Raw genomic sequence first — 19,930 nt, 5'->3', positions numbered from 1 at the left:
GCCGTTCCTAAGCTCTCTCCCCGGTGCCCAGCGGGGAGGGAGCTTTTTTATTGCAGCACCTCTCGGTTGCGATCCGCGCAACGCATTGCGCCGATGCCGCGGCATCGGCTGTCGCTGCAACGATCTCTCGACGGTGACGGCGACGCGACGGCGACGTCAATGTCGCTTGGCGCATGCGCTCAGCGTGCCGTTGTTAACTGCCAATCGCAGTGCAATCTTTCCATCCGATCACGCCTCCCGCACCGATAGTCTCTTGCTCATCGGTCATGCCGTTTGTCGCAGCGTGGTGCGCAGATCAGCAAATTGTCCGCGGCAGTCGTTCGGTGTTGTGTGCTGTTGCCTTCGCATGCGTGGCGTTGAGCGTTTGGCCCGCGCGCGGCGTCGTTCGTGGATCTTACGGCGCAAGGCATGGCCGCCGCCATTGGCTGGTATAGGCGTTGGATAGCAAGAAGGCGGCTTGCGCCGCCTTCCGCGATACCTCAATCGGGTTTTCGGTCAGTGCGGCGAAGCGACCGAGGTGGAAGAAGACACGCCCTTCTTCTCCTTCGGGTCCGGATTCTCGGTCAACAGGTTGTCGCTGCCGAAGTCGGTGTCCACATCCAACCAGCGCTGCGCCGGTAATCCGATTGCGCGATCGATGACGGTCGGTAGCAGGCCCGAGGGTAGGCCACTTTCGCCGTTCCATAGGATCACCACGCCCAGATCGCGTTCCGGTAACAGCGCGATCAGGCCGCGATAGCCCTGCACGGCACCGGCATGGAACATCACTTGGTGCCCGGAGTAATCCAGCACGCGCCAGCCCAGCGCATAGCTGGCCGAGTTGACCCGGGCGTGGCGCCAACCCGAGCGCATCTCGCCGGGGGTGACAATGAGCGGGGCATGCAACGTTGCCAGCAGCGGCGCAGGCAATACGTCAGGACGGTGTCCGGTCTGAGCGATCAGCCACTGCGCCATGTCGCTGATGCTGGCATTGACGCCTGCCGCTGGTGCCAGCCGGTAGTAGTTGGGCTTGGGCATCAGCGACACCCAGCCGTTGCGGTTGCGCACGTGCGGATGCGCCCAGCGTGGGCTGGCTTGGATGCCGGCCAGGCCGAGGCTGGCGTCATTCATGCCCAGCGGTTTGAAGATGCGGCGCTCCACCAATTGTTCGTAAAAGGTACCGGACGCGGCGAACACCACATCGCCGATCAGACTGAAGGCGACGTTCTGGTACGCATAGCATGCGCCCGGTGCACACTTGATTGGCGCATAGGCCAGCTTGTGGCTGAGCGTGTAGTAATCGACATTGGATTCGACATCGCCGTCGTAGGCGTTGAAGGTCAGGCCGACACGGTGGCTGAGCAGGTCGGCCACGTTCAACTGGCGCGTGGCTGCAGGATCGCTGAGCTGGAAACCGGGAACGTAGTCGACGACCTTGCTATCCCAGCGCAGGATGCCGTCGTTGACGAGCAGGCCGGTCATGGTGCCGGCGAAGGCTTTGGATAGCGATGCGAGGCGAAATACGGTGTGTGCATCGACCGGCTGGGGATGGTTGACGTCGGTGACGCCGTAACCACGTGCGCTGAGAACTTCGCCGTTATGCACGATCGCCATGGCCAGTCCTGGGACGCGTTCGCCATAGGTCAACTGCTCGGCGATTTTTTCCAGGCTCGCGACATCGAAATCCTTGGCCAATGGCAGAGCATGACTCTGCGTATGCGTCTCGCGCGAGAGCGGTGCCGCTGTTGGCGAAGAAGGTGGGGGAGTTTGGGGAGATAGGGGTGGCGGTAATGGTTGCGCTGGTGCGGGGGTTTGTGCGGTGGAGGACATCGCAAGGGGTAACAAGGCCCCGAGCAAACCGATTGCCACCGGTCGAAGGAACCGGTGCCTGCTGTTCTGTGTCATTGCGCCTGATGCCTGTGAGGTGCTGCCCGAGCCGATTCTAGCGCTGCTTTTCGTCATTGCACAAACTGAGAGAAGATGAATAGGCATGAGATTGATCCTGCAGGAAATTTCCCCGCCAAACAGGCGCTTGCGCGGTGTCCGCCGACGGCTCGATCAGCGGCTGCGCTGGGTGTGTTGTCGCCTGCAAGCGTCGTGCCGTTCGTCGGTGGTGGCAGACGTCTGACCTCGGCGAGGAGGTGCCGGGGCTGGGAATAGCGCTGAGTCGACTACGACGGCCTTGTTCAGCTTCGCGAGCACTTGTCGTGCTTGGTCCTGGCCGGGTTGCCGCACCTGCTTGAGTTGCGGTGGTTGCGATCGCTCAGGCGTCGCGTCGCAGGGGAAGGCCGCGGATCATGTCGGCGGCGCGCTCGGCGATCATGATGGTTGGGCCGTTGGTATTGCCGCTGATTAAGCACGGCATGATCGACGCATCGACCACGCGCAGACCGTCGAGTCCGCGCAGGCGCAGTTGCGGATCGACCACCGCCTGCGCGTCGTTGCCCATCCGGCAGGTGCCGATCGGGTGGTAGATGGTTTCGGCCTTGGCGCGGATGAAGTCAATCAGGCCGGCCTCGTCCAAATCCTCGCGTGCGGGCATCAGTGGTGCGCCGCGCATGTCATCGAAGGCCGGCTGTTGCAGGATGTGTCGGGATAGACGCGCGCATTCCACCAGCATACGCAGGTCGAAGCCATCCGGGTCGCTGAGATAGTTCGCCTGGATGCGCGCTGGTGTGCGTGGGTCGGCGTCGTTGAGGGCGATGCGGCCGCGGCTGCGTGGCTGCAGATGGCAGGCATGCAGGGTAAAGCCGTCGCCGGGCAAACGCTTGCGACCGTGGTCCTCGAGCATCGCCGGGATGAAATGCAGTTGGATGTCAGCGCGGGCATCGGCTGCCAGCGCCGAGCGCACAAAGCCGCCGGCCTCTGCGATGTTGCTGCTGCCCGCGCCGCGATGGCCGCGCAGGAAATAATCGAAGGCGATCTTGAGCTGATTGCTGCGGTCGTAGCTGATCCCCGGGCGGGTGTGGTACAGCGTGCACACGTCCAGGTGATCCTGCAGGTTGGCGCCGACCTGCGGTTGATCCAGGTGTACCGCGATGCCATGACGTTGCAGTGCGTCGGCCGGGCCGATGCCCGAGAGCATCAGCAGTTGAGGGGAATTCACCGCCCCGGCGCTGAGCAGCATCTCGCGCTCGGCGCGCGCCTGTACTTCGCGGCCGTGTTGCGCATAGGCGACGCCGACCACGCGCGAGCCCTCGATCAGTAACCGCAGCACCAGCGCCTCGGTGATCACGTGCAGGTTTCGCCGCGCACGCGCTGGCGCCAGATAGGCGACCGCCGTCGAACAGCGCGCGCCATCCTTCTGCGTCACCTGGTAGAGCCCAACGCCCTGTTGCTGTGGTCCGTTGAAGTCGCTGTTACGGGGGAAGCCGGCTTGCTCGCCGGCGGCGATGAACATGTCCGACAGTGGGTTGTGGTGGCGCAAGTCGGACACATGCAGCGGGCCGTCGCCACCGTGTAGCGCATCGCCGCCACGGCTGTTGCATTCGCTGCGCCGAAAGTAGGGCAGCACTCCATGCCAGTCCCAACCCTCGGCGCCCCCTGCGGCCCAGTGATCGTAGTCGGCGGGCACACCACGCACGTAGCACATCGCATTGATCGAACTGGAGCCGCCCAACACTTTGCCGCGCGGCCACCACAGGCGGCGGCCATTCAAGTTCGGCTCGGCCTCGGTGAGATAGTTCCAGTTGAAGCGAGGATTGCGGGCTAGACGCGCCAGGCCCGCAGGCATATGGATAAAGGGATTACGATCGCGTGGTCCGGCTTCGATTAGTAGCACTGTGCAGTGCGGGTCTTCGCTGAGACGATTGGCTAGCACGCAACCGGCCGAGCCCGCGCCGATGATGATGTAGTCGTACACTCACAATGCCTCATGTCCCAGAGTACCGACGCTAGTCGCCAAGGATAGAGCATATGCTCGGCGAACAGGTTCTGCGTGCTTGCAGGGCCGGGATGGCGCATCCGTCCCAATCATGTTCTCGTGCCGTAGCCGTGTGCGCTCGGGAGCGATCATTTCGCGACTGGCTGCTTGCCTTAATTGGGAGCTATGCTGGGCATCATTCCTGCTTTGTCGGAGTGTGCGATGACCTTGTTGGCGACGGTCTTGGTGGGCGCGATTGCATTGTTGCATCTGTACATTCTGGTGTTGGAGATGTTTCTGTGGACGCACCCGTTGGGGATGAAGGTGTTCCGCAATAGCGCTGAAAAAGCCCAGGCCACTCGCGTGCTCGCCGCGAATCAGGGGCTGTATAACGGGTTTTTGGCTGCCGGTCTGGGCTGGGGTGCGGTTGCGCAGCGGGTCGATGTGATGCTGTTCTTTCTCGCTTGCGTGGCGGTGGCTGGTCTGTATGCCGCGTGGAGCGTCAATCGTCGGATTTTGTTCGTGCAGGCGTTGCCTGCGCTGGTGGCCATCGCGATGTTGCTGTTGGGGGCATGAGCGGCGGTTGCTGATCGCAAGTTTGCGCGCGTGAGCGCACGCGGGCATGGCAAGGCGGCTGCCGACGATTGCACCTGTTGTGGATGCGGATATGGCCGGCCATCGACCATGCGCCGGTAGCATGGAGATCGGCGCTCGCAAGACGGCGGAACGAATTCCGCCGTCTGCACGTTTGCCGGTGCGCAGGATCAGGCTGCTTCGCGCGAGTGGTCGTGACCGTTCCCCATGCCGGTGAAATAGCTGGCCGCGCGTAGTGCGTTGCTGTCGAAGTCGTCGACGCTGATCGTGTCCATGGTGATCTCGCGCAGTTCTTCCAGCTGATGGCGCTCGTCGAGCGTGAGCATGCCTTCGCGGACTGCTTCGTCCAGTTGCGAGGTGAAGTCCAGCGCCTGGATTTTCTTGCTCTTGAGCGCTTTCAGGAATTTGCGTTCCACCGGCTCGGCCAGCACGGCCTTGGTCAGATAGCTGGCGATACGGCCACCGGGGTTGTTCTCGCCAGGAGTCAGGAACACGTCTTCGCCGAGGCGATCGCGCGCTTCGTTGGGGGTCATCAGCAGCGCGGCGACGCGGTGGCCTAGGCGGTCGCCCGGTGCTTCGGCGCGACGGCCCCAGGGGAAGATCAATGCCCACATCAGCCAGCCGACTGGACGGATCGGGAAGTTGCGCAGTGCCGCCGACAGAGCCAGTTCGATCTTATGCACGCTGTCGTGGAAGGCCCACGCCAGCAGCGGCTGGTCGCTCGCCGGCGCGCCATCGTCGTGGTAGCGCTTGAGCATCGCGCTGGTCATGTAGATGTGGCTGAGTACGTCGCCGAGGCGTCCGGACAGCGACTCCTTGAATTTCAGTTTGCCGCCTAGCATCAGCATCGACACGTCTGCCATCAGTGCCAGGTTCGCCGAATACCGGTCCAGTTTGCGGAAAAAACGCTGGGTGTAGGCGTCGCCCGGGGCAGCACCGATGCGCGAAGCGGTCAAGCCGAACCACAGCGAGCGCACCGCATTGGAGAGGGCGAAGCCGATATGGCCGAACAGGCTGCGGTCGAACGCGTCGATGCCGGCCTTGTGGTCTGGCTCGCTTGCGGCCTTCATCTCCTTCATCACCCATGGATGGCACAGGATCGCGCCCTGGCCGAAGATCAGCAGGCTGCGGGTCATGATGTTGGCGCCTTCCACGGTGATCGCAATTGGCGCGCCCTGCCAGGCGCGCCCGGCGAAGTTGCGTGGGCCGAGGATGATGCCCTTGCCACCGATCACATCCATTACGTCGCTGATCACCTCGCGGCTCATCGTGGTGCAGTGGTACTTGGCGATCGCCGACGGCACCGACGGGACGTCGCCGCGGTCCACCGCCGCCGCAGTGGCCTGTGCCAATGCACTGATCGCGTAGGCTTTGCCGCCGATCCGCGCGAGCGCCTCTTCCACGCCCTCGAAGCGGCCGACCGACAGGCCGAACTGCTTGCGGATGCGCGCATACGCACCGGTGACCACCGCGCCGAACTTGGCTCCACCGCTGGAGGTGGAGGGCAGGGTGATCGAGCGCCCCACGGCCAGGCATTCGTTGAGCATGTTCCAGCCCTTGCCGACCATATCCACACCGCCGATCAGTTGGCTCAGCGGAATGAAGACCTCGCGGCCGTGGATCGGGCCGTTCTGGAACGGCGAGTTCAATGGGAAGTGGCGGCGTCCGATCTCCACTCCTGGGGTTTCGCGCGGCAACAGCGCCAGAGTGATGCCGATATCCTGGGTATCGCCGATCAGGCCATCCGGGTCGTACAGGCGGAATGCCAGGCCGATCAGCGTCGCGACCGGTGCCAGGGTGATGTAGCGTTTTTCGAAGGTCAGCTTGACGCCGAGGACATTGGCGCCGTTCCACTCACCCTTGCAGACGATGCCGTAGTCGGGAATCGAGGTGGCGTCCGAGCCGGCGAATGGGCCGGTGAGGCCGAAACATGGCACTTCCTGGCCTACCGCCAGACGCGGTAGGTAATAGTCCTTTTGTTCCTTGGAGCCGTAATGCAGTAGTAATTCGCCCGGGCCCAGCGAGTTGGGGACACCGACGGTCGAACTGACCACGGTCGAGGCCGAGGCAATCTTCTGGATCACCTTGTGATGGGCGAGCGCGGAGAAACTCAGGCCGCCGTACTCCTTGGGAATGATCATGCCGAAGAACTTGTGTTCTTTGATGAAGCTCCACAACTCCGGTGGCAGGTCAGCATGGACGTGGGTGATTTCCCAGTCGTTGATCATCCGGCACAGTTCTTCCACTGGGCCATCCAGGAATGCCTGCTCTTCTGCGCTGAGCTGCGGCTTCGGATAGTTGAGTAGCTTCTGCCAGTCCGGATTGCCGGTGAACAGTTCGCCTTCGAAACCGACCGAACCGGTTTCCAGGGCGATGCGTTCGGTCTGCGACAGCGGCGGCAACACCTTGCGGAATACCTTCAGCAAGGGCGCGGTCAGCAGCGGTTTGCGCACGAATGGCAGCAGCAGCGGAACCGTCAACAGCCCCAGCAACACCGCAGCGACGATGGTGGCGACGTGGCTGGCGCCGAGTAGCCAACAGACGACCAACAACGTCGCGCTCGATGCGGCCCAGAGCGCGAGCCGCACGCGGTGATAGGCGGCAAAGGCGCCGGCCAGCAACAACACGAGAAAGGGAGTGGCGATGCTCATGGGTGTGCTCCGGGAACGGACTCGGTAACGGCGAACGGTGCGCCAGGGCTGGCCGGTGGCAGTGCGTCGAGAAAGTCCAGCACAGCCGCGATCAAGGTGGTGTTGGTGGCTCGGCCATGAAGGGGCAGTACGCGACCGCGTGCAGACACGATGCTGCACGCCTTGCCTGGGACCATGGTGATCGCGGTCAGCCACTCGCCCCTGGCGTCATCAAGCCCGCTGCGAGTGGGGTGCTGGAACGTGGTGATGGATGTCTCCATACTTAATGGTATGGAATTCCCGGCGGCAATGTCAATACCCTCTGGTATGGGGGTCGAAAAGCCGGTGTTGCTGGGCATGCGCGCGCTGTTTGTCCAGGCGGCATCCTGCAACCAACCCGCCCGTATGGTTAAATCCACGGATGAATACCGTGCCCTCACCTTCTTCCGACGATGGTCCTGCGCCACCCAGTGGTAGCCGCAATAGTCGGCTCAGTGCTGAAGACTGGGCTCAGGCCGCGCTGGACCTGATCGCCGAGCAGGGCGTGAATGCCGTGGCGGTTGAGCCGCTGGCGCGGCGTCTTGGGGTGACCAAGGGCAGCTTCTACTGGCATTTCCCCTCCCGTGATGCGTTGTTGCAAGCGGCGTTGGAGCGCTGGGAGCTGGTCGAGCAACAACAGGTTTTCGGTAGCCTGGAGGATGTGACGGATCCGCGCACGCGCTTGCGCGCGCTGTTCCAACTGGTGGCACATGAGGTCAAGCCGCACATCATCTACAGCGAGTTGCTGAAGGTGCTCGATCACCCTGCGGTGCGGCCGATCATCGATCGAGTCTCGCAGCGGCGTATGGACTATCTGATTGCCTCGTTCCGCCAGGCCGGACTCAGCCGCACCGATGCCCAGCACCGTGCGCGGCTGGCCTATGCCGCCTATGTCGGGTTCCTGCAGCTTTCCTTGCAATTGCATCAGCCCAAGCCGGCGCGTGAGGAATTCGAGGCCTACGTCGAGCACGTCATCGTGACCTTGATTCCCTGCTGATTCCTGGCAAGCGACTGTTCGGCCTTACCCCGCAACAACGCTGAGTCGTGTCTGCGCTGGAAAACCGCAAGCGCATGTTTTGGACCGACAGCGTCTAGGCCGGCGCGTTCGTGTATGCGCCTACGGCCATTGTGTGCCATGCGTGTTCGCATAACGCCAATTCGTTTCATGCTCGCGCCGAAGCGTGATCCTTGGCCGAGGCTCGCGCATCAATCGCATCCTATCGCGCTTGCTGTGTCCATGCTGATATAGAGGAGAGGGTGCGTGGTTGTGTCGCATCTCTCTTCGTGTGCTGGATGTCTGCCGCGCGCAGGCACAAAAAAACAACGGCTCCTTGCGGAGCCGTTGTAGTGACGCAGCGGTGATCGCGAGGCGATCAGAAGCGCTGCTGGTACTTCATGTAAATGAAACGACCGACGTCGTAGCCGCCGTAGTACGAGTAGCCGGAACTCGGTGTCGAGTACGACGGTGCAGCGTAGTGATCGAACACGTTGTTGGCACCGACCGCGACGGTGGCATTCCACGGGGTGTTGTAGCTCACCTGCAGATCGTGGAAGGTGTTGGCACCGATACGGTTGACCGGGTAGGTCGCACCTTGATACTCCGGAGCGGTGAAGTTCGGATTGCTGCAACGATCATCGAAGAAGCAACGTTCCTTGGCGCTGGAGTAGTAACGCGTGTTCCAGGTGACCGACCAGTCGTTCATCTGCCAGGTCAGGCTCAAGTTCGAGCGGACGCGGAAATAGCTGCCGTCCGGGTGCTGGTAGCCGTTCTGCTGGCTCGGCGGATTGCCCGAGTTATCCTGCTTCAGCTCGTTCTTGGCGACGTAGGTGCTCATCCACGACGTGGTGAAGTTGCCGAACGCGGTGTCGAAACGATAGCTGAGATCCAGATCGTAGCCCTCGGTATCCCGGTAGCCGGCATTGCGCAGGCCGAAGGACAGCGAGGTGATGTTGCCGGCTGCATTGCGCGTGAAGCCCGTGCAACGCGAGGCGATGCCACGCAGGTAGCAGTCTTCCAGCAAGGTGCTCGGGTCATCGCTGACGATGGTGTTGTCGATGCGGATCTTCCACCAGTCCAGCGAGGCGTTCAGGCCCTTGACGAACTCCGGGCTCCATACCAGGCCCAAGGTCTTGGAGGTCGAGGTTTCCGGTTTCAGTGTCGGCGTGGAGCCGGACAGGAACGGGACGTTGCTCTGCTCGCCAGGCCCCGGCGCCGGAGCCGTGCCAGAGTTGTTGAGCTGACGGAAGCCTGCCGGGACCGCCGCCGCGCAGCGCGCATTGCCCGCCGCCGTGCCGAACTTGGTATCGCAGGGGTCGGTATAGTTTTCGAAGCTCTGCGACAGGCCACCGTACAGGTCGGCGATGGTCGGTGCGCGGAAGCCCTGCGACCAGGTGCCGCGTAACATCAGCGAGTCGATCGGCTTCCACTTGAAGCCGAACTTGTTGTTCAAGGTGCTGCCGAAATTGTTGTAGTCGGAGTAGCGGCTGGCCAGCGACAGGCTCAGTTCCTTGGCGAACGCGATGTCGGCCAGCAGCGGCACTTGGAATTCGGCATAGACTTCGTTGAGGCTGTACTTGCCGCTGGTCGGGCCGGCTGCCAGGTCGGTGGAGATGCCCGCTTGCGCCATTGCATCCGGAGAGAAGCTGCCGCTTTCCTGGCGGTGTTCGGCACCCAGTGCCATGGCCAGATCGCCCGCTGGCAGGCTGAAGAGGCTGCCGGTAATGTTGGCGAAGAAGTTCTTCGTCTCGGTCTTCGACAAGGCCTGACCGTTCTGGTACAGGAATTTCTGCACGTTCGGGTCGCGCAGGCTGTTAGGTGAGTTGTAGCCGAACGGAATCAACGGATTCCACGGCGTGCAGTTGCCGCCGGAGCTGCCCAAGGGGATGGGATTGCTTGCGCTTCCGCACTGAGCCACGCCATTGGCATTGATGAAAGACGGGCCGGTTGCTTGGCTCACCGCAAGGGTGTTCAAGTTGCCCGTGGTGACCTGCGTGCCCTTGTTTTGGTTGTACAGATAGCCTACGTCCCAATCCCAGAACTTGCCCTCGGCCAGTTCGAAGGTGCCGTTGAACGCGCCGGTGAAGCGGTAGGTGGAGAGATTGCTGTGCACTTCGCGCGGCACTTCCCAGCCACGACGCACGTATTGGACGGCTTGCGCGGTGGTGCCCGGGGGCAGGCCGCCGGTGGCATCGTTGCCGACCGGATTGAACACGCTGTCGGCCGACAGACCGCCCTGGGTGAGGGCGAAAGCGGCGCTCTTGAACGGATAGCCTGCGTTCTGTGCGAACGAATCGCGATCGGTGTAGAGGATGCTGGTGTCGAAGTGGACGTTATCGGAGAAGTTGAACGTGCCGTTCAAGAACGCCGATTTGCGCTTGATGCCGCTGTAGACGGTCGAGGCCAGCGACGGGTTGGAGACATCGGAGCTATTCAGTGCCCGGTAGCTGTTGATGTTTGCCGGATCCAGACCGGCAGTATCGCGGCGCAGGGTGCGGGTTTCGTTACCAGTGCTGTCCGTGTAGACGAAACGGCCAAACTGCGTGGTGCCGGACAGGCCGCCCTGACGCGGGGCGGACTTCTCGCCGGTCGGGAAACGGTCGCGGCTGAACCAGCGGTCGCGCGCCCACACCGGATCTTCCTTGCTGTATTCGACGCCGGCGTTCAGCGAACCACGATCGCTGCTGCTGCCCATCATGAAGTCATAGACCTGGCGCTGGCCGTCGCCCTGGCCGTACTGGCCGATGTAGGCGCCGGCTTCGGCGCCGTCGAAATGCTTGCGGGTGATGATGTTGATCACGCCGGAAATGGCGTCGGAACCGTAGATCGAGGAGGCGCCGTCCTTCAGCACTTCGATACGCTCCACGGCCACGGCGGGAATCGAGGACACGTCCTGCAGGCCACTGTTGGTGCTGCCCAAGCGCTTGCCATCGACCAGCACCAGCGTGCGCGCGGCGCCGAGGTTGCGCAGATCGATGTAGTAACCACCGACGTCCTCACCGCTGGCCAGGGGAGAGGTGCGGCTGACGGCTGGAGAGCCGGCGGTGGGGATGTTCTGCAGGATGTCGGCGACGGACTTGAAGCCTTGCTTCTCGATCTGGTCGCGGCTGATCAGCATGACCGGTTGCGCGGTCTCGGTGTCGACCTGGCGGATGCGCGAGCCGGTGATTTCGATACGATCAAGGGTGGTGGCGCCCGCCTTGCCCGCGTCTTGAGCGATGGCCGCACCTGCGGTGCCGCCAGCTCCCACGACCAGTGCGAGCACGACTGCGTCGCGCAGTTGGTTGGTCTTGCAATTCATTAATCTCTCTCCGAATGAGATTGGGCTATTGCCCGAGGTATGCCTGTCGTGCGGAGTCGCAAGCGCAACTCCAGGGCCGCCAGGTTGCCGGGATGGTAGCTCGACCGGAGAAAGAATTAAAGTACCGTTAACAAAGTGCTTATTTGAAGTGAATCCGTACTTTGTTCGGATACGGTTCAAGAAATGCCAAGTGCGACTCGCTTTGTCGCGTGTCGCCGATGGGGTGCTACAGATCCTGCTCGTAGCGCACGTAGGGGATGGTGCCCTCTTCGGTGCTGATGTTGTTCGGGGCGAAGGGGTTCTTGCCGCGGGTAACAACGTTCTCTGCGCCAACGGTGAGCTGTCCACTCCAAGGCGTGCGCCAGGTCAGTCCGACCCCCAGGCCCGACCACTTGCCCGGCTGGCCCGGTGCGTCGACGACGCGGCCGATGATATTGGCGCTGAAGGAGCGGTAGCCGCCGCCGATGCTCAGGCTCTTGCTGTCCCACTGATCGACCAGGGCGGGCGAGGCGTCGGCGATTGGCACCAGGCGTGCGTGTGCATACGTGCCGCCAATGGAGACGAAGCCTTCGCGGCCGATGTTCTGCTGGGCGAACACGGTCAGATCGTTTTGCTCCATGCGCATCGACGGCGTTTTGTTGGCGCCGGCCAGCCATGCCGGGAGGTTCTCGCGTCCGCTGCCGGCGGACAGCGACAGGCGCCCGCCGGGACGATTGAAAGACGTGGTGGCGGCAATGTGGTGGCCGATTGCGCCATCCTCGTCGCCCAGGCTGGCGAGCATGCAGTGGCTGGCCAGCCCGCTGATACTGCTGCCGCTGGCGCTATTGCACAGTAGGCCGAGCGAGTCGCCGGAGGACAGCCCAAACGCCGCGTCCAGTGAGTTGCCACCGAAGTGCCAGCGTGCGCCGACGGCTTGTTCGCCTGTCGGCTCCAAGTACAGCAGAGCCTCGACCTTGCCACTGCCCTTGTTCCAGATCGGCAGCACGGTGTGATCGTTGTGATCGTTGGGGGTGCCGGGCTTGCTCTGCGCGTGCGCGCCCGTCATCGCCGAGAAGGCGATCAGTAGGGCTAGCGGCAGGCGCAGAAGGGCTCGCATCGGTTGTTTGATACTCATGGAGGGAACGAAAGTTCCCGCATGGCAGGGGTTCGGATGATAGTTTGTTTATGTTTATTTAACAAGTCGGGTGTCCTGCTCCCGACGCGTCCTCCTGTTACTGCATGCGCTCCGATGACGGAGGTTCAGGCTGCGTTACGGCAAACAATACGCCGAATTCTGCCAATGGGAAATCGTAGCGGTGTCCGCAGAACTCGCAGCGGATCTCGACCTGCCCCGTCGCCTCGGCTGCGGCTCGCGCTTCCTCCTCGCCCAGCGAGCGGAGCATGGCCGCGACTCGCTCGCGCGAGCAGGAGCAGCCGAAGCGCAGTGGTCGGGTTCCGAGCAATTGCGGCGTCTCTTCATGGAAGAGTCGGTGCAGCAGGGTGTCGGCCGGGGTGATCAGCAGTTCTGTCGCGGCGAGGGTCTCGAACAGGGCGCCGGCGCGGTTCCAGCCGTCCGCGTCGCCGCTATCGCCGGGCAGCTTTTGTAGCAGCAGACCTGCCGCCTGGGTTCCTTCGGCGGCCAGAATCAGCCGGGTTGGCAATTGCTCCGACTGGCGGAAGTAGTCCTCTAGCGCCTCGTCCAGTTCGGCCGATGACAAGGCCACCAGGCTCTGGTAGCGCTGCGGTTCGCGCGGGTCCAGGCCGGGGTTCTCGATGGTGATCGCCAGCAGGGCAGTGTCGCCGAGTGTACGCAGATCCCGCGGTGCGTCCTGGCCTTCGTCCAACTGGACGATGCCGCGCAGGGTGCCGGCGGCGGTGCATTCGGCGAACAGGGTACGTAGCGCGCCTTGGCTGCGTAGTTGCACCGATAAGCGTCCATCGACCTTGGTGTGGCCGGTAAACAGGGCGGCGGCGACGCAGGCTTCGCCGAGTAGTTCGGTCGCGGCGCTCGGATAATCCGCCGGTGCCTGGATCTGGCGCCAAGTGTCCTGCAAGCGCACATGGACGCCGCGCACGCCGGCTTGGGGGAGTAGGAAGCGGGTCAGGCGATCATCGGAAGAGTGCATTGCGGCCTCGCTGGGCATGGGAAGATGGCGACCGCAGGAGAATGGATCATCGCGGTGGACCAGATCGAAGAAAGCATTGCAATGGGGGCGGCACGACATGAAGCAAGTGCCGTGCCTGCGCGCAGATCGCTTGCGCGACGCTGGCTGCGCGGGTTGCTGCTGTTGCCGTTGATTTTCGCATTGGTGAGTGTCTCGCAAGTGCTGCTGCTGCGTTTTGTGGATCCGCCGTTCTCGGCGATGATGCTGGAGCGTCAAGTCGGTGCCTGGGCCAGTGGCGAGTGGTCGTTCCGTATCGCCTATCGCTGGCGCGATAGCGCGCAGATTGCGCCCAGTCTGCTGATCTCGCTGGTGGCGGCGGAGGATCAGCGCTTTCCCCGTCACCATGGCTTCGATTTGCGGGCGATCGAGAAGGCGCGCGACCACAATGCGCGCGGCGGGCGTTTGCGCGGTGCCAGCACAATCAGTCAGCAGGTGGCCAAGAATCTGTTCCTTTGGTCGGGCCGCAGTTGGCTGCGCAAAGGGCTGGAGGCCTGGTATACGGTGCTGATCGAAGCGCTGTGGTCGAAGCAGCGGATTCTGGAGGTCTACGCCAATCTCGCCGAGTTCGGTGACGGGGTGTACGGCGCGCAGGCGGCGGCCGCTCGCTTCTGGGGCAAAGACGCGGCGCAACTGACCCCGACACAGAGTGCGTTGCTGGCTGCGGTGTTGCCGGCGCCGCAGCGCTATGACGCGGCGCGACCTGGGGCGTATGTGCAGCGCCGCGCCGACTGGATCGAGCGCCAGGCTCGACAACTGGGAGGCCCAGGTTACTTGCTGTCACCTTAGCGTGACCGAACAAAACCTCGCCAGTTACTCATCGTGCGGGCGCGGACAGCGCACAGGAACCGCAATGTGCAGCTGCTACAGGAGCGTTCCGCGCACTGTTGCGCGCGCGGCGGTGCTGCGGTCGTTGTAGGTGTTTAGCCAACTCCTCGTGCGCGTGATGCAGGTGGTCCGAGGGCATGGAGATGTCGGTGCCGCTGCGTCGGCGTTGGATATTGCGGCCATTGTCTGAGGCGTGCGGGATCACTGGTGCAGTTGCGCCACCCTTCGTACCATTCACGGATGGAACCCGAACGTCTCACCGTCGTCGTTACTGCGTTCAACGAGGCGCAAACGCTGCCGTTGTTGCACCCGCGCATCCTTGCCGTGCTCGATCGACTGGAGGGGGTGCAAGGCCGCGTGTTGTACGTGGACGACGGTAGCCGCGATGCGACTTGGGACACCATGCTGGCGCTGGCCGAGTCCGATCCGCGGGTCGGGGCGCTGCGGTTGTCGCGCAATTTTGGCAAGGAGCTGGCCTTGACCGCAGGGCTGGATTTCGTCGAATGCGGCGCGGCGATGTTGCTGGATGCCGATGGCCAGGATCCGCCGGAATTGATCGGGCAGTTCGTCGCACACTGGCGTGACGGCTACGACGACATCTACGGCACGCGTATCCTGCGCGAGGGGGAAAGCTGGCTCAAGCGCGGCACCGCCGCCTTGTTCTATCGGGTGATCGGGTACCTGTCGAAGACACCGATCCCGGCCGACACCGGCGATTTCCGCCTATTGTCGCCGCGTGCGCTGGCCGCGCTGCGTCAGTTGCGCGAGCGCCACCGTTTCATGAAGGGCCTGTTCGGCTGGGTCGGTTTCCGTCGCTTGGCGGTGCCTTATCGGCGCGCGCCGCGTTTGGCTGGGCACAGCAAGTTCAGCCTGTGGCGGCTGTGGAATTTCGCCCTGGACGGGATCACCGGTTTCTCCACCGCGCCGTTGCGGGTGGCGACGTATCTTGGCCTGGCGACCGCCGTTGCCGCATTTGTGTTCGGGCTGGTCGTGGTGGTCAAGGCTGCGCTATGGGGCGATCGGGTCGCCGGCTGGCCGACGATGATGGCGGTGATTCTGTTCCTGGGCGGCGTGCAGCTGATCGCCTTGGGGCTGATCGGCGAGTATCTCGGTCGCTTGTACGAGGAGTCCAAGCAACGTCCACTGTATTTGGTCGATACCTGGCGTGCACCCGGCGAAGGAGTATGCTCGGACCCGCGATCCAGCGAACCGGGAGGCAGTGATGCGTACGGTACGGCATGTGTTGAGCGAGAAGGGCGGTGAGATCCACGCGATCGCACCGGATGCGGCGGTGATCGAGGCACTGCGGTTGATGGCCGACAAGGGCATCGGCGCAGTGCTGGTGATGCAGGACGGGCATCTGGCCGGGATCCTGTCCGAGCGCGACTACGCGCGCAAGGTGGTGTTGCAGGAGCGTTCTTCGGCCACCACGCCGGTGCGCGACATCATGAGCGACAAGGTCCACACCGTGGATCCTGCGCAGAGCGTGCAGCAGTGTATGCAGCTGATGACCGGGCACCGCATCCGTCACTTGCCGGTGGTGGAGGCGGGTGCGGTGATCGGGCTGATTTCGATCGGCGATCTGGTCAAGGCGGTGATCGAGGAGCAACGTCAGGAACTGGATCAGTTGCAGCGCTATATCGCCAGTTGAGCCGCCTGGTGTTTGGGAGTTCGGGGTTCGGAAAGGCACCGGCACGTGGTTTCGCGTCGGTGCTTCAGTTGTTTGTCTTTCCGCGTTCTGGTGCGATGTGTGGCACGGACGCGCTATCGCTGAAGCGCTGCCGCCTGAGGTGTGCAAAGTGCGAAATGCGGTCGCGGCGGCCTCAGAGCACTTGTCCGGTCACCGCGACGAAATGGCAGACGCTGCCGGCGAGGACGAACAGATGCCAGATCGCGTGGAAGTAGCGCACGGTGTCGCGTTGATAGAAATACGTCCCAAGGGTGTAGAACAACCCCCCGGCTAAGAGCCAGCCAAGTGTTCGCGCATCGATCGCGCGCAACAGCGGCTCGATCGCAACCACGATCAGCCAGCCCATGGCGATGTACAGGAAGGTCGACAGCAGACGGAAACGCCCGGTGAAGAACAGCTTGAAGATCACCCCCGCCACGGCGATGCTCCAGATTGCCGCGAACAAGCCCCAACCCCATGGGCCACGCAGTCCGATCAGGGTGAATGGGGTGTAGGTGCCAGCGATCAGCAGGTAGATCGCGCAGTGGTCGAAGATTTGCAGACGTGCCTTCGCACCTGGATGTGAGATGGCGTGGTACAGGGTGGAGGCCACGTACAGCAGCAGCAAGCTCACGCTGAACACGATGGCCGTGGCCAGTTGCCAGCCGTCGCCGTAGATTGCCGCAAGGGTAATCAGTACTGAGCCGCCAGCTAGCGCTGCGATTGCCCCCAATCCATGGGTCAGCGTGCTGGCAAGTTCGTCGCGCCAGTCCGTGGAGTGGGACGTATCTGCGTGTGTGGAGGCGGGCGAGTGGTCTGCGTCCATGGGGGCATACGGTAAAACAATTGCGAGCGGTTCGCATCCATCGTGGTGCAACATGGCGCTGCTGGTTGGGCGTGTGCTCAGGTGTCGTCATACATCGCCGTGTTGTCAGCGGTTTGTAGGGTCGCTAACAAAACCGCTGCGTCACCGCCGCACGGGCGCGGGCAGTGCTCGGAATCCTCAGTATCTCCATCAGTACACTGTGGTTCCTGTGTGCTGTCCGCGCCCAGTCGACAGCGATTGGCGACGTTGTTAGCCACTCTTAGTCCAGCGCCACGCAGTGCGCGTGTTCGCGGGTGGCGGCGAAGCGCACGTCCGGCGCGCGTTCCTGTGCCAGTTGCAGATTGACCCGGGTCGGGGCCAGGTAGACCAATTCGCCAGCGGCGTCGATGCCAAGGTTCATCGCGTTTTTCTCGCGGAATTCCTCCAGTTTTTTGGCGTTGTCGCAATGCACCCAGCGTGCGGTGACGACGCCGACCGGCTCGAAGCTGGCATCCACGCCGTATTCGTCTTTGAGTCGATAGGCCACCACGTCGAATTGCAACGTGCCGACCGCACCGAGGATCAGGTCGTTACTCATCAGTGGGCGGAAGAATTGCGTGGCGCCTTCTTCGGACAACTGTGCCAAACCTTTCTGCAATTGTTTGAGTTTGAGTGGATCGCGCAGCCGCGCGCGGCGGAACAATTCCGGTGCGAAATTGGGAATGCCGGTGAACGACAGCGCCTCGCCCTCGGTGAAGGTGTCGCCGATGGAAATGGTGCCGTGGTTGTGGATGCCGATGACGTCGCCGGGGTAGGCTTCGGCGGCGATCTCGCGGTCGCTGGCCATGAAGGTCAGCGCATTGGCCAGTTTTACTTCCTTGCCGGTGCGCACATGCAGGGTTTTCATCCCCGCGCCGAAACGGCCAGAACAGATGCGCATGAACGCGACGCGGTCGCGGTGTTGCGGGTCCATGTTGGCCTGGATCTTGAACACGAAGCCGCTCAACTTGTCTTCCTCGGCCCGCACCTGGCGGCCGGTGGTGGCGCGTGGCTGCGGTGGCGGCGCATGTTCGGCGAAGAAGTCCAGCAACGGCTGCACGCCGAAGTTGTTGACGCCCGAGCCGAAGAACACCGGAGTCTGCTTGCCGGCGCGATAGGCGTCCAGGTCGAACGCGTGGCTGGCGCCTTGCACCAGTTCCAGTTCCTCGCGCAGTTCGGCCAGCATCTGTTCGCCGATTTTCTCGGCCAGGCCGGGCGCGTCCAGCGATGGGAAGATGGTCGAATCCTGACGGGTGAAATTGCGGCCCTGCTCGTACAGGTGTACTTCGCCGCTGATCAGGTGCACGACGCCCTTGAGCCGTTGGCCCATGCCAATGGGCCAGGTCACTGGCGCGCACTGGATGCCGAGCACGGTCTCCACTTCGTCGAGCAAGTCGATCGGATCCTTACCCTCGCGGTCGAGCTTGTTGATGAAGGTCATGATCGGCGTGTCGCGTAGCCGGCACACTTCCATCAGTTTGATGGTGCGTTCTTCCACGCCCTTGGCCACGTCGATCACCATCAGCGCTGAATCCACCGCAGTGAGCACGCGGTAGGTGTCCTCGCCGAAGTCGGCGTGGCCGGGGGTATCGAGCAGGTTGATGATCTTGCCGTCGTAGGGGAACTGCATCACCGACGAGGTCACCGAGATGCCGCGTTCCTTTTCCAGCGCCATCCAGTCCGAGGTGGCGTGGCGTGCGGCTTTGCGTCCCTTGACCGAGCCGGCCATCTGGATCGCCCCGCCGAACAGCAACAGTTTTTCGGTCAGCGTGGTTTTGCCGGCGTCGGGATGGGAAATGATGGCGAAGGTGCGGCGACGCGCGGCTTCGGTGGCGACTTCGGACATGGGCAGCACGCCCGGCGGGCGTCATCGGAAACGGGGAAGCCTGCGATTATAGCGGGCTTGTCGGTTGGCCCGTTCGGTTGCGGTACCTGTCTGCGGGCGGATCAGAATGGGCGAAGTGCAGTTCGCCGAGCGGGCCGGCCATGCGCAACGGTACCGATTCCAGGCGCAGGCCACGGTTGAGCTGCACCGCGAAGTGCAGGTGCGGCGCGGTCGTCAGGCCGGTGTTGCCGGACAGGCCGAGCCGCTCGCCGCGCTGTACGCTCTGTCCAACCCGAACCTGCACGCCGCCGGCGGCCAGGTGGGCGTAGAGCGCCATGCTCCCGTCCGCATGCACGATACGCACCAGATTGGCGGCTTGGCCCAGGCGCGCGGCATCGGTGCCGGACTCGCGAAAGTCGTCGCGGATTTCCATCACCACGCCCTCGCGCGCGGCCAGGATCGGGGTGCCTTCGGGCAGCGCGAAGTCCAGTGCGTAGAAGTTGGCGGGATCGTGGTGGCTGAAGCCGCCGCCGAAGCCCTGATCGATGCGGATTGGGACGCCCTTGAAAGGCAATTGGTAGAGGACAGGTTCGGCGTGAGCGTGCGGCGAGCCGGGGATCGCTTCGATGTGCAGGTCCGCGCTGGCGCCACTGGCGTCGGTGTCGCCGTCGAGCGGATACAGGCAGCTCGCCAGGCGGCGTTCGCCCGCCGCCAGTTCGATGTCGCGCGGCAGTGCCGGAATGGCCTTGAACCCGTTGACCTCCCCGTTGAGCTGGATCTGCACGGGTCCACCCAGCGGATTGCCCAGCCAGATTTCACGCAGGCCGTTGCGGCGTGCAGTGACCGTCAGCCAGGTTGGGGCCGTATGCGCGACCGGGTGGGGCGCGTTCCACCGCAGCAGTGTTTGTGCACATGTGCTCGACGCAAGCGCCAGCAGCCAAGCCATTGCAAACCAGCGGTGAGAGGAGTGTCGGTGCACGTAGAGCGGTGCTTGGTCAGGGCGAGGGAGTATGGCCGATACCAGGGGGGGGCGACATGTTTTGTATCGCTTCATCCGAATAAAGCGATTGACATTGCCGAAAAACCTAGGCATCGTGGCATCACCATCGAGACCGGCGGAGGGACAGGCCCTTTGATGCCGGGGCAGCCAGCGGGCGCGCAAGCGCTTGTGTAGGTGCCAAATCCTGCGGTGACCGACGCGTCCGCCGAAAGATGGTTCGA

15 protein-coding genes and 1 riboswitch are annotated in these 19,930 nt (G+C 63.2%); of the genes, 5 read left to right on the top strand and 10 right to left on the bottom strand.

Annotation, left to right across the window (positions count from 1 at the left end):
• Window positions 1–495: 495 nt before the first annotated feature.
• Window positions 496–1,848: a serine hydrolase domain-containing protein gene (locus XALGPE39_RS09925; protein ID WP_200893873.1), complete on the bottom strand. Its 1,353-nt coding sequence runs from the start codon at window positions 1,846–1,848 to the stop codon at window positions 496–498.
• A 394-nt stretch (window positions 1,849–2,242) separates the two neighbouring features.
• Window positions 2,243–3,841 (bottom strand): choline dehydrogenase, encoded by a 1,599-nt coding sequence (locus tag XALGPE39_RS09920; protein ID WP_045728041.1) that lies wholly within the window; start codon window positions 3,839–3,841, stop codon window positions 2,243–2,245.
• A gap of 222 nt (window positions 3,842–4,063) precedes the next feature.
• Here XALGPE39_RS09920 and XALGPE39_RS09915 point away from each other — a divergent pair, with 222 nt between their 5' ends.
• On the top strand, window positions 4,064–4,417 hold the full coding sequence (locus XALGPE39_RS09915; RefSeq protein WP_045729119.1) for a DUF1304 domain-containing protein: 354 nt from the start codon (window positions 4,064–4,066) through the stop codon (window positions 4,415–4,417).
• Between the two features lie 188 nt (window positions 4,418–4,605).
• On the opposite strand, the gene XALGPE39_RS09910 is transcribed toward XALGPE39_RS09915, so the two are convergent.
• Window positions 4,606–7,086 carry an acyl-CoA dehydrogenase gene (locus XALGPE39_RS09910; protein WP_045728040.1) on the bottom strand — a complete coding sequence of 827 codons (2,481 nt, stop codon included), beginning with the start codon at window positions 7,084–7,086 and terminating at the stop codon, window positions 4,606–4,608.
• A complete protein-coding gene (locus XALGPE39_RS16460; protein ID WP_235429783.1) occupies window positions 7,083–7,346 on the bottom strand; it encodes a hypothetical protein in 264 nt (87 codons plus the stop codon). The genes XALGPE39_RS09910 and XALGPE39_RS16460 overlap by 4 nt, the downstream gene beginning before the upstream one ends.
• A gap of 140 nt (window positions 7,347–7,486) precedes the next feature.
• On the opposite strand from XALGPE39_RS16460, the gene XALGPE39_RS09900 reads away from it, so the two are divergent.
• Window positions 7,487–8,101, top strand: coding sequence for a TetR/AcrR family transcriptional regulator (locus XALGPE39_RS09900; RefSeq protein WP_045728038.1), 615 nt, complete (start codon window positions 7,487–7,489; stop codon window positions 8,099–8,101).
• 376 nt (window positions 8,102–8,477) lie between these two features.
• Here the strand turns inward: XALGPE39_RS09900 and XALGPE39_RS09895 are convergent, their stop codons facing one another.
• The 3 genes from XALGPE39_RS09895 to XALGPE39_RS09885 all read right to left on the bottom strand — a co-directional run bounded on the left by XALGPE39_RS09895 (window position 8,478) and on the right by XALGPE39_RS09885 (window position 13,507).
• Entirely contained in the window at window positions 8,478–11,402 is a 2,925-nt protein-coding gene (locus tag XALGPE39_RS09895; protein ID WP_045728037.1) for a TonB-dependent receptor, read from the bottom strand.
• A 226-nt stretch (window positions 11,403–11,628) separates the two neighbouring features.
• A complete protein-coding gene (locus XALGPE39_RS09890; protein WP_045729118.1) occupies window positions 11,629–12,498 on the bottom strand; it encodes a hypothetical protein in 870 nt (289 codons plus the stop codon).
• 115 nt (window positions 12,499–12,613) lie between these two features.
• The gene (locus tag XALGPE39_RS09885) at window positions 12,614–13,507 is read right to left on the bottom strand and encodes an Hsp33 family molecular chaperone HslO (protein WP_045729117.1); all 894 of its coding nucleotides are present in this window, start codon (window positions 13,505–13,507) and stop codon (window positions 12,614–12,616) included.
• 81 nt (window positions 13,508–13,588) lie between these two features.
• On the opposite strand from XALGPE39_RS09885, the gene mtgA reads away from it, so the two are divergent.
• The 3 genes from mtgA (at window position 13,589) to XALGPE39_RS09870 (ending at window position 16,022) form a co-directional block, all read left to right on the top strand.
• Window positions 13,589–14,332 (top strand): monofunctional biosynthetic peptidoglycan transglycosylase, encoded by a 744-nt coding sequence (mtgA, locus tag XALGPE39_RS09880; RefSeq protein WP_045729116.1) that lies wholly within the window; start codon window positions 13,589–13,591, stop codon window positions 14,330–14,332.
• Between the two features lie 279 nt (window positions 14,333–14,611).
• On the top strand, window positions 14,612–15,634 hold the full coding sequence (locus XALGPE39_RS09875) for a glycosyltransferase family 2 protein (protein ID WP_045728036.1): 1,023 nt from the start codon (window positions 14,612–14,614) through the stop codon (window positions 15,632–15,634).
• Entirely contained in the window at window positions 15,594–16,022 is a 429-nt protein-coding gene (locus XALGPE39_RS09870) for a CBS domain-containing protein (RefSeq protein ID WP_045728035.1), read from the top strand. Before XALGPE39_RS09875 ends, XALGPE39_RS09870 begins: the two co-directional genes overlap by 41 nt.
• A 172-nt stretch (window positions 16,023–16,194) precedes the next feature.
• On the opposite strand, the gene XALGPE39_RS09865 is transcribed toward XALGPE39_RS09870, so the two are convergent.
• From XALGPE39_RS09865 to XALGPE39_RS09855, 3 genes are all read right to left on the bottom strand, one after another.
• The gene (locus XALGPE39_RS09865) at window positions 16,195–16,866 is read right to left on the bottom strand and encodes a hemolysin III family protein (protein ID WP_045728034.1); all 672 of its coding nucleotides are present in this window, start codon (window positions 16,864–16,866) and stop codon (window positions 16,195–16,197) included.
• 259 nt (window positions 16,867–17,125) lie between these two features.
• Entirely contained in the window at window positions 17,126–18,730 is a 1,605-nt protein-coding gene (locus XALGPE39_RS09860; protein ID WP_045728033.1) for a peptide chain release factor 3, read from the bottom strand.
• A gap of 46 nt (window positions 18,731–18,776) precedes the next feature.
• Window positions 18,777–19,655 (bottom strand): M23 family metallopeptidase, encoded by an 879-nt coding sequence (locus tag XALGPE39_RS09855; protein ID WP_045728032.1) that lies wholly within the window; start codon window positions 19,653–19,655, stop codon window positions 18,777–18,779.
• 154 nt (window positions 19,656–19,809) lie between these two features.
• Window positions 19,810–19,928: riboswitch (SAM riboswitch) on the top strand.
• Window positions 19,929–19,930 lie beyond the last annotated feature (2 nt).

The organism is Xanthomonas sp. GPE 39, from assembly GCF_000963005.1.
Lineage (GTDB): Bacteria > Pseudomonadota > Gammaproteobacteria > Xanthomonadales > Xanthomonadaceae > Xanthomonas_A.
Note: the sequence above shows the minus strand (reverse complement) of the source record. Positions and strands in the feature narration are given on the sequence as shown.

Bases quoted from the DNA above. Each gene is read 5' to 3' on its own strand.
- XALGPE39_RS09915 (WP_045729119.1), top strand. From the start codon at position 4,064: ATGACCTTGTTGGCGACGGTCTTGGTGGGCGCGATTGCATTGTTGCAT.
- XALGPE39_RS09910 (WP_045728040.1), bottom strand. From the start codon at position 7,086: ATGAGCATCGCCACTCCCTTTCTCGTGTTGTTGCTGGCCGGCGCCTTT.
- XALGPE39_RS16460 (WP_235429783.1), bottom strand. From the start codon at position 7,346: ATGGAGACATCCATCACCACGTTCCAGCACCCCACTCGCAGCGGGCTT.
- XALGPE39_RS09900 (WP_045728038.1), top strand. From the start codon at position 7,487: ATGAATACCGTGCCCTCACCTTCTTCCGACGATGGTCCTGCGCCACCC.
- XALGPE39_RS09895 (WP_045728037.1), bottom strand. From the start codon at position 11,402: ATGAATTGCAAGACCAACCAACTGCGCGACGCAGTCGTGCTCGCACTG.
- XALGPE39_RS09890 (WP_045729118.1), bottom strand. From the start codon at position 12,498: ATGCGAGCCCTTCTGCGCCTGCCGCTAGCCCTACTGATCGCCTTCTCG.
- XALGPE39_RS09885 (WP_045729117.1), bottom strand. From the start codon at position 13,507: ATGCACTCTTCCGATGATCGCCTGACCCGCTTCCTACTCCCCCAAGCC.
- mtgA (WP_045729116.1), top strand. From the start codon at position 13,589: ATGGGGGCGGCACGACATGAAGCAAGTGCCGTGCCTGCGCGCAGATCG.
- XALGPE39_RS09875 (WP_045728036.1), top strand. From the start codon at position 14,612: ATGGAACCCGAACGTCTCACCGTCGTCGTTACTGCGTTCAACGAGGCG.
- XALGPE39_RS09870 (WP_045728035.1), top strand. From the start codon at position 15,594: ATGCGTACGGTACGGCATGTGTTGAGCGAGAAGGGCGGTGAGATCCAC.
- XALGPE39_RS09865 (WP_045728034.1), bottom strand. From the start codon at position 16,866: ATGGACGCAGACCACTCGCCCGCCTCCACACACGCAGATACGTCCCAC.
- XALGPE39_RS09860 (WP_045728033.1), bottom strand. From the start codon at position 18,730: ATGTCCGAAGTCGCCACCGAAGCCGCGCGTCGCCGCACCTTCGCCATC.
- XALGPE39_RS09855 (WP_045728032.1), bottom strand. From the start codon at position 19,655: ATGGCTTGGCTGCTGGCGCTTGCGTCGAGCACATGTGCACAAACACTG.